Annotated in this window: 11 protein-coding genes; 9 read left to right on the plus strand and 2 right to left on the minus strand. The window is 64.4% G+C overall.

All coding sequences use genetic code 11. The features are described 5' to 3' along the window. Positions 1-6 precede the first annotated feature (6 nt). Both gmd and KVT37_RS10510 read right to left on the minus strand, forming a co-directional pair. Positions 7-1,077, minus strand: a complete 1,071-nt coding sequence (gene gmd / locus KVT37_RS10505; RefSeq protein WP_217572408.1) for a GDP-mannose 4,6-dehydratase — start codon at positions 1,075-1,077, stop codon at positions 7-9. Positions 1,078-1,151: 74 nt separating this feature from the next. After that, positions 1,152-2,306, minus strand: a complete 1,155-nt coding sequence (locus KVT37_RS10510) for a dihydrodipicolinate synthase family protein (protein ID WP_217572410.1) — start codon at positions 2,304-2,306, stop codon at positions 1,152-1,154. 243 nt (positions 2,307-2,549) lie between these two features. On the opposite strand from KVT37_RS10510, the gene KVT37_RS10515 reads away from it, so the two are divergent. The 9 genes from KVT37_RS10515 to KVT37_RS10555 all read left to right on the plus strand — a co-directional run bounded on the left by KVT37_RS10515 (position 2,550) and on the right by KVT37_RS10555 (position 12,975). Continuing rightward, complete coding sequence (locus KVT37_RS10515) at positions 2,550-3,593, plus strand: LacI family DNA-binding transcriptional regulator (protein WP_217572412.1); 1,044 nt, start codon at positions 2,550-2,552, stop codon at positions 3,591-3,593. Beyond that, positions 3,590-4,606 (plus strand): Gfo/Idh/MocA family protein, encoded by a 1,017-nt coding sequence (locus tag KVT37_RS10520; RefSeq protein ID WP_217572414.1) that lies wholly within the window; start codon positions 3,590-3,592, stop codon positions 4,604-4,606. The genes KVT37_RS10515 and KVT37_RS10520 overlap by 4 nt, the downstream gene beginning before the upstream one ends. Then, the gene (locus KVT37_RS10525; RefSeq protein WP_217572416.1) at positions 4,603-6,204 is read left to right on the plus strand and encodes an acyl CoA:acetate/3-ketoacid CoA transferase; all 1,602 of its coding nucleotides are present in this window, start codon (positions 4,603-4,605) and stop codon (positions 6,202-6,204) included. Before KVT37_RS10520 ends, KVT37_RS10525 begins: the two co-directional genes overlap by 4 nt. Further along, entirely contained in the window at positions 6,197-6,973 is a 777-nt protein-coding gene (locus tag KVT37_RS10530) for an enoyl-CoA hydratase/isomerase family protein (RefSeq protein WP_217572418.1), read from the plus strand. Before KVT37_RS10525 ends, KVT37_RS10530 begins: the two co-directional genes overlap by 8 nt. Positions 6,974-6,983: 10 nt before the next feature. Beyond that, positions 6,984-8,495, plus strand: a complete 1,512-nt coding sequence (locus KVT37_RS10535) for an aldehyde dehydrogenase family protein (protein ID WP_217572598.1) — start codon at positions 6,984-6,986, stop codon at positions 8,493-8,495. Between the two features lie 58 nt (positions 8,496-8,553). Then, positions 8,554-9,807: an ABC transporter substrate-binding protein gene (locus KVT37_RS10540; RefSeq protein WP_217572420.1), complete on the plus strand. Its 1,254-nt coding sequence runs from the start codon at positions 8,554-8,556 to the stop codon at positions 9,805-9,807. A 130-nt stretch (positions 9,808-9,937) separates the two neighbouring features. Then, positions 9,938-10,897 carry a carbohydrate ABC transporter permease gene (locus tag KVT37_RS10545; RefSeq protein ID WP_217572422.1) on the plus strand — a complete coding sequence of 320 codons (960 nt, stop codon included), beginning with the start codon at positions 9,938-9,940 and terminating at the stop codon, positions 10,895-10,897. Then, on the plus strand, positions 10,894-11,838 hold the full coding sequence (locus tag KVT37_RS10550) for a carbohydrate ABC transporter permease (protein WP_217572424.1): 945 nt from the start codon (positions 10,894-10,896) through the stop codon (positions 11,836-11,838). The genes KVT37_RS10545 and KVT37_RS10550 overlap by 4 nt, the downstream gene beginning before the upstream one ends. A gap of 21 nt (positions 11,839-11,859) precedes the next feature. After that, positions 11,860-12,975 carry an ABC transporter ATP-binding protein gene (locus KVT37_RS10555; RefSeq protein ID WP_217572425.1) on the plus strand — a complete coding sequence of 372 codons (1,116 nt, stop codon included), beginning with the start codon at positions 11,860-11,862 and terminating at the stop codon, positions 12,973-12,975. Positions 12,976-12,978: the final 3 nt, after the last annotated feature.

The raw sequence follows: 12,978 nt of genomic DNA on the forward strand, positions 1-12,978 counted from the left end.
CAGATCCTAGGTTGAACGGCCCTTCCGCCATGCACCGCCGGCGGCGCGCGCCAGGTCGGTCCGAACCATTTCCGCCACCAGGTCCCTGAAGCAGACCGTGTGCGACCAACCCAGAACCTTCCTTGCTTTGGTGGCGTCGCCAACCAGCGTGTCCACTTCGGTCGGCCGGAAATAGCGCGGATCGATCCGCACCAGCACGGCGCCGGTCGCCGCATCGACGCCAACTTCATCGGCGCCCTGGCCCTGCCAGCCTATGGTTCGACCGGCCTCGGCGAAGGCGAGCTCCACGAATTCGCGCACCGAATGAGCCTCGCCGGTGGCGAGCACGAAATCGTCCGGCTCGCCATGCTGCAGGATGCGCCACATGCCCTCGACATAGTCGCGCGCATGGCCCCAGTCGCGGCGGGCATCGATGTTGCCCAGATAGAGCGTCTCCTGCAGCCCGTGATGGATCGCGGCGACGGCGCGGGTGATCTTACGGGTGACGAAGGTTTCGCCGCGCGTCGGGCTCTCATGGTTGAACAGGATGCCGTTGGCGGCGAACATGCCGTAGGCCTGGCGGTAGTTGACAGTGATCCAGTAGGCATAAAGCTTGGCCGCCGCGTAAGGCGAGCGCGGCCGGAAGGGCGTGCTCTCGCTCTGCGGCGTTTCGGCCACCTCGCCATAAAGCTCCGAAGTCGAAGCTTGGTAGAAGCGCACCGATTTCTCCAGGCCGAGAATGCGGATCGCTTCCAGAAGCCTCAGCGTCCCGAGCGCATCGGCATTGGCGGTATATTCCGGCGTTTCGAAGCTGACCTGGACATGGCTTTGAGCGCCGAGATTGTAGATTTCGCTGGGCTTCGTCTCCTGCACGAGGCGGATCAGATTGGTCGCGTCGGTTAGGTCGCCATGATGCAGGAAGAAGCGCGCCCCGCTCTCATGCGGATCGACATAGATGTCGTCGACGCGCTCGGTGTTGAACGAGGACGACCGGCGTTTGACCCCATGGACGACATAGCCCTTGCCGAGCAGCAGTTCGGCCAGATAGGCGCCGTCCTGCCCCGTTACGCCGGTAATAAGGGCGACTTTGTTCGCCATCTTCGTCCCCGCCGATTTTCGGCAAGCGAATACGATTTAGCGGCGGAACGCAAATCCCTCGCGCGGGGATCGGTTCAGAGACCTGCCATCGCCAACAAGGTCTTCATCCTTGCGGCGGCAAGATCGGGGTCGGCCAGCAGACCAGCCTGGTCGGAGAGGCGGAAAACATCGGCATAGTGGCATATGCCGCGCGCTGACTGCATGCCGCCCACCATGGTGAAATGATCCTGATGCCCGTTCAGCCAGGCCATGAAGACGATGCCGGCCTTGTAGTATTCGGTCGGCGCTTCGAAGATTTTTCGTGACAGCGGCACGGTCGGCGCCATCAGCGCCTCATAGCCGGCACGATCGCCTTCGGCGAGCTTCGCCAGCGCCGCGTTGGCCACCGGCGCGATGGCGTCGAAGATGCCGAGCAGCGCGTGCGAATGCTTCCTGCCGTCGCCGGCGATCAGCTCCGGATAGTTGAAATCATCGCCGGTGAACATCATCACCGCCTCCGGCAGGCGATCGCGCAGCAGCACTTCCTTGCCGGCATCGAGCAGCGATATTTTTATGCCCTCGACCTTGCTCGCATGGCGCTCGATGATGGCCACGACCGTATCCAGCGCCGCGTCGAAATCGTTGCTGCCCCAATAGCCCTTGAGCGCCGGATCGAACATGTCGCCCAGCCAGTGCAGGATCACCTTGCCTGACGCCTGTGAGAGGATGCGGTCGTAGACGCGGGCATAGTCGTCCGGCCCTTTTGCCACCGCCGCCAGCGCGCGGCTCGCCATCATGATCGCCTTGCCGCCCTCGCCTTCGATGAAGGCGAATTGCTCTTCATAGGCATGGATGACGTCGTCGAGCGTCTTGGCCGCCGCCGGCGCCAGGTGATCGGTCCCCGCCCCTGAAGCGAGATCGGCGCCCGGCACCATCTTGGCCTCCGCGATCGAGCGGCGGATCAGTTCCCTGGCGCTCGTCCAGTCGAAACCCATGCCGCGCTGGGACGTGTCCATGGCCTCGGCGATGCGGAAGCCGAGGCGCCACAGATGGTGTCGGAACGCCATGGTCCTGTCCCAGTCGACCACTGGCTGCGACCATGGATTGCTCATTGCGATTGGGTCGGCAACGATATGGGCTGCAGCATAGGCGATGCGCGAAAAACGCGCGCCTTCGGTCGGCGCGACCGGTTTGCCGATGAGCCGGTAGCTGACCCGGTCGCCATTTTCCGCAGGCAAGGTGATGTCCATCGAACTCTCCCGTTGCGGCCCCTATAAATGGAACGTTCCAATAAATCAAGAACCTTTATGATTCAAGGAATCCGAGCCGGCCGGCTGCTGCGTCGCGATGCGGAAACCCTTGCATTGTGGGAAGATTTGAACCGCTCCAATCAATTTTTCGACTTCTCGCTAGAATCATGATTGACTCCGATTTCGGACAGTGATTAGAACGTTCCAATAAATTCGTTCAAAACCGTGGAGGACGGAACGAGGATGGCCAGCCGGGCCAAGGCGACGATCCTGGACATTGCCCGCGAGGCCGGCGTGTCCAAATCGACGGTGTCGCTCGTGCTGCAAGGCAGCGGGCTGATCCGGCCTGAAACCGCGGTCAAGGTGCGCAAGGCCATCGAGGATGTCGGCTATGTCTACAACCGCGGCGCCGCCAATCTGCGCAAGGCTCATTCCAACGTCATCGGCATGGTCATCAACGATCTCACCAATCCCTTCTTCGCCGAGCTTGCCGTCGGCATGGAGCGCGTCTTCCAGGCGGCGGGCGTCGTGCCCTTCATCGCCAACACGGCTGAGAACCCGGTGCGCCAGGAAGAAGTGCTGAAGTCGATGATGGAGCAGGGCGTCGCCGGCCTGATCGTCTCGCCGGCGCGCGGCACGACGCCCGGCGCTTTCCGGCGCATAGAGGCGGCGGGCGTGCCCGTGGTGTTCGCCATGCGCAGGCTGCCCGAGAGCCGCATACCGGCGATCGCGCCGGACAACCATCGCGGCGCCGTGCTGGCCACCGAGCATCTGATCCGTAAGGGCCATCGCCGCCTCGCCTTCTTCGGCGGCTCATCCGACCTCGTCGTTTACCAGGAACGCCTGGGCGGTTTCCTCGAAGCCTGCGAAACGCTCGGCATCCCGGCGGCTGACCGGTTGATCGTCGAAGGCGAGACCAGCCGCAAGGGCGGCATGGCCTGCCTGGAAACGGCGCTGGCCATACCTGAACCGCCGACGGCCGCGCTTTGCTTCAACGACGCGGTCGCCTTCGGTGTCATGCTGGCATTGCGCAAGCGCGGCCTGGAGGCGGGAACGGACTTTGCCGTCGTCGGCTTCGACGATGTCGCCGAGGCCGAGCATTACAGCCCGGCGCTGACCAGCGTTGCCGTCGACACCGCGGGCCTCGGCGAGCGCGCCGCCCATGTCATGCTGAAGATGATCCAGTCGCGCACCACGCGCGCCGAGGACCATATCGGCGCCGTCAGCCTCGTCGTGCGGGAAAGCAGCGGCCCCGACCGCAATACTCAGGTGGGAGACGCGGCATGAGCGTGAGATGGGGACTGATCGGCGCCAGCACGATCGCCAAACAATTCATGATCAATGCCATCCGCGCGCAAGCCGATGGCGAGGTCGTCGCCGTGATGAGCTCCAACGCCGAGCGTGCCGAGGCTTATGCCCGCGAAAATAACATCCCTGCCGCCGTATCGACCCTCGATGCGCTGCTCAGCACGGACATCGACGCCGTCTACATCTCGACCACCAACGAATTGCACCTCGAACAGGGCTTGGCGGCGATCAAGGCCGGCAAGCATGTGATGTGCGAGAAGCCGCTGGCGCTGACCAGCGCCGACGCCCGCAAGCTGGTTGCCGCCGCGAAAGCCGCCGGCATCGTCTTCGGCACCAATCATCATCTGCGCAACGCTGGCGCGCATCGCGCCATGCGCGAGGCGATTGCTAAGGGCCGGATCGGCAAGCCGATCGCCGCGCGCGTCTTCCACTCGGTCTTCCTGCCGGAAAACCTGCAGGGCTGGCGCATCACCAGGCCGGAGGCTGGCGGCGGCGTGGTGCTCGACATCACCGTGCATGACGCCGACACGCTGCGCTTCGTGCTCGGCGACGATCCGGTCGAGATCTCGGCTTTCACGCAATCGGCCGGAATGGCCGGCTCAGGCCTGGAAGATGGCGCCATGTGCATCTGGCGCTTCAAGTCCGGCGTCATCGCCCAGTCGCATGAGGGCTTCACGACCAAGTTCGCCGGCACCGGTTTCGAGGTGCACGGATCGGAAGGCTCGCTCATCGCCGCCAATGTGATGACGCAGAAGCCGGTCGGCTCGGTGCTGCTGCGCACCGCAGCCGGAGATGAAGAATTGAGCTTCGACCGCGAGGACCTCTACACCCGCTCGCTGCGCCAGTTCCATGCCGCGATCCGCGGCGAAGGCCAGCCTGCCGCCACCGGCGAGGACGGCATCTGGTCGCTGGCCTCGGCCGAAGCAGCATTGCTGTCGGCCAAATCAGGCAAGGTCGTCAAGATCGACCCGGAACTCGGGAGCATGAATTGAGCAAGCTCGTCTCGGCGGCCCACGCCGCCAGCCTGATCAAGGACGGCATGACCATCTCGGTGTCGTCGTCGAGCGGCCTTGGCTGCCCCGACGCCGTGCTTGCCGCGATCGGCGAGCGCTTCGATGCGGAAGGCCATCCGAAGAATATCACCACGCTGCATCCGATCGCCGCCGGCGACATGTACGGCATCAAGGGCATCGATCATCTCGCCAAGCCCGGCCTGTTGAAGCGCACGCTGTGCGGCTCCTATCCGTCCGGCCCGTCTTCCTCGGAACCGCCGCAGATCTGGAAGATGATCGGCGATAATTCCGTCGCCGCCTACAACGTGCCGTCCGGCATCCTGTTCGACATGCACCGCGAGGCCGCCGCCAAGCGTCCCGGCGTGCTGACCAAGGTCGGCCTCGACACCTTTGCCGATCCGCGCCACCAGGGCTGCGCCATGAACGCCGCGGCCAGCGAGCCGATCGTTTCGGTTGAGCAGTTCGACGGCGAGGAATGGCTCTATTTCCGCTCGATCGTCCCCAACATCTCGATCATCCGCGCCACCACCGCCGACGAGCGCGGCAACCTCACCTATGAGCACGAAGGCGCCTATCTCGGCGGGCTCGAGCAGGCGCTCGCCGCCCGCAACAATGGCGGCATCGTCATCGCGCAGGTGAAGCGCGTCGTCGAGAACGGCACGCTGAAGCCGCATGACGTGCGCGTGCCGGGCGTGCTGGTCGACCACATCGTGGTGGCGCCTGACCAGTTGCAGACGACGCAGACCGCCTACGACCCGGCGATCTCGGGCGAGATATTCCGGCCGCTATCCTCCTTCCGCACGCCGGAGATGAACATCCAGAAGGTGATCGCGCGGCGCGTCGCCATGGAATTGCGCGACGGCATGGCCGTCAATATCGGCTTCGGCATCTCGGCCAACGTGCCGCGCATCCTTCTCGAGGAAGGTCAGCACGGCAAGGTCACCTGGGTGATCGAGCAGGGCGCGGTCGGCGGCGTGCCGCTGCTCGACTTCAAATTCGGCTGCGCCTCGAACGCCGAGGCGATCATGCCCTCGCCGCACCAGTTCATCTATTTCCAGGCCGGCGGCTTCGACGCTTCGCTGCTGTCCTTCCTGCAGATCGACCGGCACGGCTCGGTCAATGTCTCGAAACTTTCGGCACGGCCGCATGTCACCGCCGGCGCCGGCGGCTTCGTCGACATCACGTCGCGGGCGAAGAAGATCGTCTTCTCCGGTTTCTTCAACGCGGGCGCCAAGCTCTCGCTGGCCGATGGCGCCATCCGCATCGACCAGGAAGGCAAGGTCAAGAAGGTGGTCGAGGCGGTCGAGCACATCTCCTTCTCGGGAAAGCGCGCCGTCGCTCAAGGGCAGGACATCACCTACGTCACCGAGCGCTGCGTGATGAAGCTGACCCCCGACGGCCTGATGGTCACCGAACTGGCGCCCGGCATCGACCTCGAACGCGACGTGCTGGCACAGTCGGAGATTCCGCTTGCCATCGCCAACGACCTCAAGGTCACGCCGGCAGCACTCTATCAGGACAAGCCGATCGGCCTGTCGCTCAATGGCGGCGCTTCGCTCGGAGGCGCGCATGGCTGAGCGTCTCGTGACCTTCGAACAGGACGGCGCCATCGGCATCGTCACGCTGCGCCGGCCGGAGAAATTCAACGCGCTCGACATCCCGATGCTGCGCGCGCTGGAAGCGGCGCTCGACGAAGCTGAACTGGCCGAGGGCGTGCGCGTCGTGCTCATCCGCGGCGAAGGCAAGGGCTTTTGCGCCGGCGGCGACGTCGAGGCCTGGGGTGCGATGAGCGCCGCCGATTTCCAGGTGCAGTGGGTCCGCTACGGCCACCGCGTCTTCGACCGGCTGGCGCGGCTCAGGCAACCGACCATCGCGGTGCTCTCCGGCCACGCGCTCGGCGGCGGGCTGGAACTCGCTGCGGCCTGCGATTTCCGCGTCGCCGAAACGCAGGTGAAACTCGGCTTTCCCGAAACCTCGATCGGCGTCGTTCCGGGCTGGTCCGGCACGCAGCGCGCCGTGCGCCGCTTCGGTGCACAGATCGTGCGCCGTATGGCGATTGGCGGCGAGATTTTCCTGGCGGCCGACGCGCTCGCGCACGGCATCGTCGACCGTCTGGCCGAAACCGGCAAGGCTTTCGACGAAGCCAAAGCCTGGGCCGAAAAGATCGCCGAGCGCGGCCCACTGGCGACCGAGGCCGCCAAGCTGATGATCGGCGTTGCCGAAGGTGAGGAAGACGCCGCCGCGACCGAGGCGCTGGCCAGCGGCTTCATCGCGTTCACCGCCGACCTGAAGACCGGCGTCGGCGCCTTCAAGGCCAAGCAGAAGCCGGCCTTTTCGAGATCCTAGAGAAGAAATGATGAACGCACCGCTCAACATTGCCATGCCGGCCGAGGCCTCCCGGGCGCCGAAGGCCTATAAGCTGCTGATCGACGGCAAGCATGTCGACGCCCGTGACGGCCGCACAATCGAGCGCGCCAGCCCCGGCCACGGCTTTATCGTCTCGCGCTATGCCCAGGCAGGTGCGGCTGAAGTCGAGGCCGCCGTGCAGGCCGCGCACAAGGCTTTCGAGACCGGCCCATGGCCGCGCATGAAGGCCGCCGAGCGCGCTTCCGTGCTGCTCAAGGCCGCCGACCTGATCGAAAGCCGCCTGGAAGAGATCGCCCGCCTCGACGCGCTGGAATCCGGCAAGCCGATCGCCCAGGCGCGCGGCGAGATCGGCGGCGCCGTCGACATCTGGCGCTACGCCGCCTCGCTTGCCCGCACGCTGCATGGCGAGAGCTACGCCAATCTCGGCGATTCCATGCTGGGCGTGGTGCTGCGCGAGCCGGTCGGCGTCGTCTCGCTCATCACGCCGTGGAACTTCCCCTTCCTGATCATCAGCCAGAAGCTGCCCTTCGCGCTCGCCGCCGGCTGCACCGCGGTGGTGAAGCCGAGCGAGATGACATCGGCCTCGACCTTCGTGCTTGGCGACATCCTGCTCGAAGCCGGGCTACCGGCGGGCGTCGTCAACATCCTCGCCGGCTTCGGCGCCGATGTCGGCGCGCCGATGGTCAGCCATCCGCTGGTCGAGATGGTGTCCTTCACCGGTTCGACCCGCGTCGGCAAGATGACCATGGCCGCCGCTTCGGATTCGCTGAAGAAGGTGTCGATGGAACTCGGCGGCAAGAACGGGCAGATCGTCTTCCCCGACGCCGACCTCGAGGCTGCGGCGGATGCCGCGGTGTTCGGCGGCTTCTTCAATGCAGGCGAATGCTGCAATGCCGGCAGCCGGCTGATCGTGCATGCGGCGATCGCCGACGATTTCCTGGCCGCGGTGAAAGCACTGGCTGAGAAGGTCCGCGTCGGCGATCCGCTCGACGACCGCACCAAGGTCGGCGCCATGATCTCCGCCGGCCACACGGCAAAGGTAGCCGGCTATGTTGCGGCGGCGAAAACCGACGGCGGCAATGTTTTCGCCGGCGGCGCACAGCTTGCTTCCAATGCCGGCCAATATCTCGATCCGACCATCATCCGCAACGTTACCGAGGATATGGCGATCGCGCGTGAGGAAGTGTTCGGGCCAGTGCTGTCCGTGCTCACTTTTGAAACGATTGAAAAGGCATTGCGCATTGCCAACAACACGCCCTATGGTTTGTCCGCAGGGGTGTGGAGCGCCAGCATCGACACCTGCATGTCGGTGGCGCGCGGTGTGCGTTCGGGGACGGTTTGGGTGAACACGTTCATGGAAGGTTACCCCGAGCTGCCTTTCGGGGGTTACAAGCAGTCCGGTCTCGGACGCGAACTCGGCAAACGCGCCGTCGAGGATTATACCGAAGAAAAGACGATCCAGTTTCATCGCGGCCAGCGCACCGGATGGTGGGTCGGCTGAGTTGGGAGACCCCGGCGGACACCCGCCGGTTATGTGCATGCAACAAGGGAGGTAGTACATGTTGCGCAAACTGCTTATCGGAACGGCTCTTGCGACGAGCTTTGCGTTCTCGGCGCATGCCGCGGACGTCAAGGAAGTGCAGATGCTGCATTGGTGGACGTCGGGCGGCGAAGCGGCTGCTCTGAACGTGCTGAAGCAGGATCTGGCCAAGGAAGGCTATGCCTGGAAGGACGTGCCGGTGGCTGGCGGCGGCGGCGACGCCGCCATGACCGCGCTGAAGGCCATGGTCGCGGCCGGCAACTATCCGACCGCCTCGCAGATGCTCGGCTACACCGTGCTCGACTATGCCGCCGCCGGCGTCATGGGCGACCTGACCGAGACCGCCAAGAAGGAAGGCTGGGACAAGTCGGTTCCGGCCGCCCTGCAGAAGTTCTCGGTCTATGACGGCAAGTGGGTTGCCGCTCCGGTCAACGTCCACTCCGTCAACTGGCTGTGGATCAACAAGGCGGTGATGGACAAGATCGGCGGCACCGAGCCGAAGACCTTCGACGACTTCGTGGCATTGCTCGACAAGGCCAAGGCTGCCGGCGTCACCCCGCTCGCTCTGGGCGGCCAGAACTGGCAGGAAGCCACCATGTTCGACTCCGTCGTGCTCTCGACCGGCGGACCCGAATTCTACAAGAAGGCGATGAACGACCTCGATGAGGCCTCGCTCAAGTCCGACACGATGAAGAAGTCGTTCGACAACCTCGCCAAGCTCGTCACCTATGTCGACCCGAACTTCTCGGGCCGCGACTGGAATCTCGCCACCGCCATGGTCATCAAGGGCGACGCGCTGGTTCAGGTCATGGGCGACTGGGCCAAGGGCGAGTTCCACGCCGCCAACAAGACCCCGGGCACCGACTTCCTCTGCTACCGCTTCCCGGGCACCGACGGCTCCGTGATCTACAACTCCGACATGTTCGGCATGTTCAACGTTCCGGACGACCGCAAGGCCGCCCAGGTGGCGCTTGCCACCGCCACCTTGTCGAAGAGCTTCCAGTCGGCCTTCAACGTGGTGAAGGGTTCGGTCCCGGCCCGCACCGACGTGCCGGACACCGACTTCGACGCTTGCGGCAAGAAGGGCATCGCCGACCTGAAGAAGGCCAATGAAGGCGGCACGCTGTTCGGCTCGCTGGCTCAGGGCTATGGCGCCCCGCCGGCCGTCGCCAACGCCTACAAGGACGTCGTGTCGAAGTTCGTCCATGGTCAGATCAAGACCTCGGACGAGGCCGTGACCGAGCTGGTCAAGGCTATCGACGACGCCAAGTAAGGCCTTTTGGCATAGATTGGCTCTCCCCCGCTTCGGCGGGGGAGGTCTCCTGTCGAGACAATATCCGGGATTGCTTCCTGGCGTGCATGGCGCGCCGGCCTGCTCCCGCCAACCGGTACTGGATGAGCCGATGAGCACAGTTGCCGAAACCCAGATCAAGCTGACACCGGAGCATGACGCCCGCCCCGGCGCGTCGGTCCGGTCGCGGCTGCAGGATCTGCTGCCGAAGATCGTTCTGGCGCCGAGCTTCGCGGCGACGATCGTCTTCGTCTATGGCTTCATCCTCTGGACGATCTACCTGTCCTTCACCAATTCCAAGACCTTCCCGTCCTATGACATCACCGGCGCCCGCGCCTATCAGCGGCTGTGGCGCTGGACCTTCGAGAGCGACCCGCCTTCGAGCTGGTACACTTCGATCACCAACATGGGCATTTTCGGCTTCCTCTACATCGCCATCTGCCTGGCGCTCGGCCTGTTCCTGGCCATCCTGCTCGACCAGAAGATCCGCGGCGAAGGCGTGCTGCGCCCGATCTACCTCTACCCGATGGCGCTCTCCTTCATCGTCACCGGCGTTGCCTGGAAATGGTTCCTCGACCCTGGCCTCGGCCTCGAGCAGACGCTGCATCAATGGGGCTGGACGAGCTTCCACTTCGACTGGATCAAGAACAAGGATTTCGTCATCTATACGGTGGTGATCGCCGGCGTCTGGCAGGCTTCGGGCTTCATCATGGCGATGTTCCTGGCCGGCCTGCGCGGCATCGACGGCGAGATCATGAAGGCGGCGCAGATCGACGGGGCTTCCACTTTCCAGCTCTACCGCCGCATCGTCATTCCGCTTCTGCGGCCCGTCTTCCTGTCGGCCTTCATCGTGCTCGCGCACCTCGCCATCAAGTCCTACGACCTGGTCGTGGCGCTGACCAGCGGCGGCCCCGGCGGCTCGGCCTGGCTGCCGTCGAACTTCATGTATGAGTTCACCTTCAAGCGCAACGAGATGGCGGTCGGCTCGGCAAGCGCCGTGATCATGCTGATGACGCTGACCGCGATCATCGTGCCTTATCTCTATTCCGAGCTCAGGGAGAAGCCGCGATGAGCGCCGTCACCTCACCTGCCCGTCCGGCCTCGAGCGGCGCCAGCGCCAGGACCATCAACCGCATCGTCATCTACGGCCTGCTCGCGCTTTTCGCGATCTTCTACCTGATGCCGCTCTTCGTCATGCTGGTCACCTCGTTCAAGACCATGGACGAGATCCAGAACGGCAACATGCTGGCGCTGCCGCAGTCGCCGACGATCGAACCGTGGTTCAAGGCCTGGGGCCAGACCTGCGTCGGTCTCACCTGCGCCGGCATCAAGGGCTACTTCTGGAACTCCATCAAGATGGTGGTGCCGGCGGTGCTGATCTCGACGCTGCTCGGCGCGCTCAACGGCTATGTGCTGACCAAATGGCGCTTCCGTGGCCACACGCTGGTCTTCGCCATGATGCTGTTCGCCTGCTTCATCCCGTTCCAATCGGTGCTTTTGCCGATGGCGACCATCCTCGGCAGCATCGGCCGCTTCGGCGTCACGCTGCAGAACGCCACCGGCTTCAACTTCGGCCTCGGCAATTCGACGGTGAACCTGGTCTTCGTCCATGTGGTCTATGGCCTCGGTTTCACCACGCTGTTCTTCCGCAACTATTACGAGGCCTTCCCCACCGAACTGATCAAGGCGGCGCAGGTCGACGGCGCTTCCTTCTTCCAGATTTTCCGCCGCATCATGCTGCCGAACTCGATGCCGATCTTCGTCGTCACCGTCATCTACCAGTTCACCAACATCTGGAATGACTTCCTGTTCGCCTCCGCCTATGCCGGCACCGGCGACGTGATGCCGATGACGGTGGCGCTGAACAATGTCGTGAACACCTCGACCGGCGTCGTCGAATACAACGTCAACATGGCCGCGGCGATGATCGCCGCGCTCCCCACCCTGATCGTCTATGTCGTTGCCGGCCGCTATTTCGTGCGCGGGCTGATGGCTGGCGCGGTCAAGGGCTGACCACATTCGGAAGGAACGACCATGGCTTTTCTGGAAATTGATGGGCTGAAGAAGCGCTTCGGGAATGTCGAGATCCTGAAGGGCATCAATGTCGAGCTCGAAAAGGGCGGCTTCCTGGTGCTCGTCGGTCCGTCCGGCTGCGGCAAGTCCACGCTGCTCAACACCATCGCCGGCCTTGAAAACATCACCGAGGGCGAGATCCGCGTCGAGGGCCGGGCGATCAACGACCTGCATCCTTCGAAGCGCGATATCGCCATGGTGTTCCAGAGCTACGCGCTCTATCCCAATATGACCGTGGCCGGGAACATCGCCTTCGGCATGGAGATGCGCGGCGTTCCGGCGGCGGAACGCCAGGCGGCGATCGACAAGGTCGCCAAGATCCTGCAGATCGGCCATCTGCTGCAGCGCAAGCCGAGCCAGCTTTCCGGTGGCCAGCGCCAGCGCGTCGCCATGGGCCGGGCGCTGGTGCGCGACCCGAAACTCTTCCTGTTCGACGAGCCGCTCTCCAATCTCGACGCCAAGCTGCGCGTCGACATGCGCATCGAAATCAAGCGCCTGCATGCCACCACCGGCACGACGATCGTCTACGTCACCCACGACCAGATCGAGGCGATGACGCTGGCGACCAAGATCGCCGTCATGCGCGACGGCGAGGTGCAGCAGTTCGGCACGCCGGCGGAGATCTACAACAACCCGACCAATATCTTCGTCGCCGACTTCATGGGCTCGCCGGCGATGAACCTGATCCCGGCCAAGATCGACGGCAATGGCAATGGAGTCTCGGTGGTGCTCGATCGCGAGTCGCGCCAACCGATCGTGCTGCCCATGCCCGGCGCGCCGGCCGGACTGTCGGCCTTCAAGGACAAGCAGGTCATCTTCGGCGTTCGCCCCGAAGCGTTGACCGACCCGGAGGGTGCCGAGCGCAACGGCTCCAACATCGCCACCGCCGACTGCCACATCGAGGTGGTCGAACCGGCCGGCTCCGACACCTTCGCCGTCACCAATCTCGGCGGCAAGGGCGTCGTGGCGCGGCTCAGGGCCGATGCGAGGATCCAGCCTGGCACCAGCACGCCGCTTGCTTTCAACCTGAGCAAGGCGGTGTTCTTCGACCCGGCGACCGAGAAGCGCATCCTTTAAAAG

The sequence above is a fragment of the Mesorhizobium sp. GbtcB19 genome, assembly GCF_019091085.1.
In the GTDB taxonomy this organism is placed as follows: Bacteria; Pseudomonadota; Alphaproteobacteria; order Rhizobiales; family Rhizobiaceae; genus Mesorhizobium.

What these genes read in the sequence shown, in the direction of transcription:
- KVT37_RS10555 (WP_217572425.1), top strand. Translation starts at nt 11,860, where the DNA reads ATGGCTTTTCTGGAAATTGATGGGCTGAAGAAGCGCTTCGGGAATGTC.
- KVT37_RS10515 (WP_217572412.1), top strand. Translation starts at nt 2,550, where the DNA reads ATGGCCAGCCGGGCCAAGGCGACGATCCTGGACATTGCCCGCGAGGCC.
- KVT37_RS10545 (WP_217572422.1), top strand. Translation starts at nt 9,938, where the DNA reads ATGAGCACAGTTGCCGAAACCCAGATCAAGCTGACACCGGAGCATGAC.
- KVT37_RS10535 (WP_217572598.1), top strand. Translation starts at nt 6,984, where the DNA reads ATGAACGCACCGCTCAACATTGCCATGCCGGCCGAGGCCTCCCGGGCG.
- KVT37_RS10510 (WP_217572410.1), bottom strand. Translation starts at nt 2,306, where the DNA reads ATGGACATCACCTTGCCTGCGGAAAATGGCGACCGGGTCAGCTACCGG.
- KVT37_RS10540 (WP_217572420.1), top strand. Translation starts at nt 8,554, where the DNA reads ATGTTGCGCAAACTGCTTATCGGAACGGCTCTTGCGACGAGCTTTGCG.
- KVT37_RS10520 (WP_217572414.1), top strand. Translation starts at nt 3,590, where the DNA reads ATGAGCGTGAGATGGGGACTGATCGGCGCCAGCACGATCGCCAAACAA.
- KVT37_RS10550 (WP_217572424.1), top strand. Translation starts at nt 10,894, where the DNA reads ATGAGCGCCGTCACCTCACCTGCCCGTCCGGCCTCGAGCGGCGCCAGC.
- KVT37_RS10530 (WP_217572418.1), top strand. Translation starts at nt 6,197, where the DNA reads ATGGCTGAGCGTCTCGTGACCTTCGAACAGGACGGCGCCATCGGCATC.
- gmd (WP_217572408.1), bottom strand. Translation starts at nt 1,077, where the DNA reads ATGGCGAACAAAGTCGCCCTTATTACCGGCGTAACGGGGCAGGACGGC.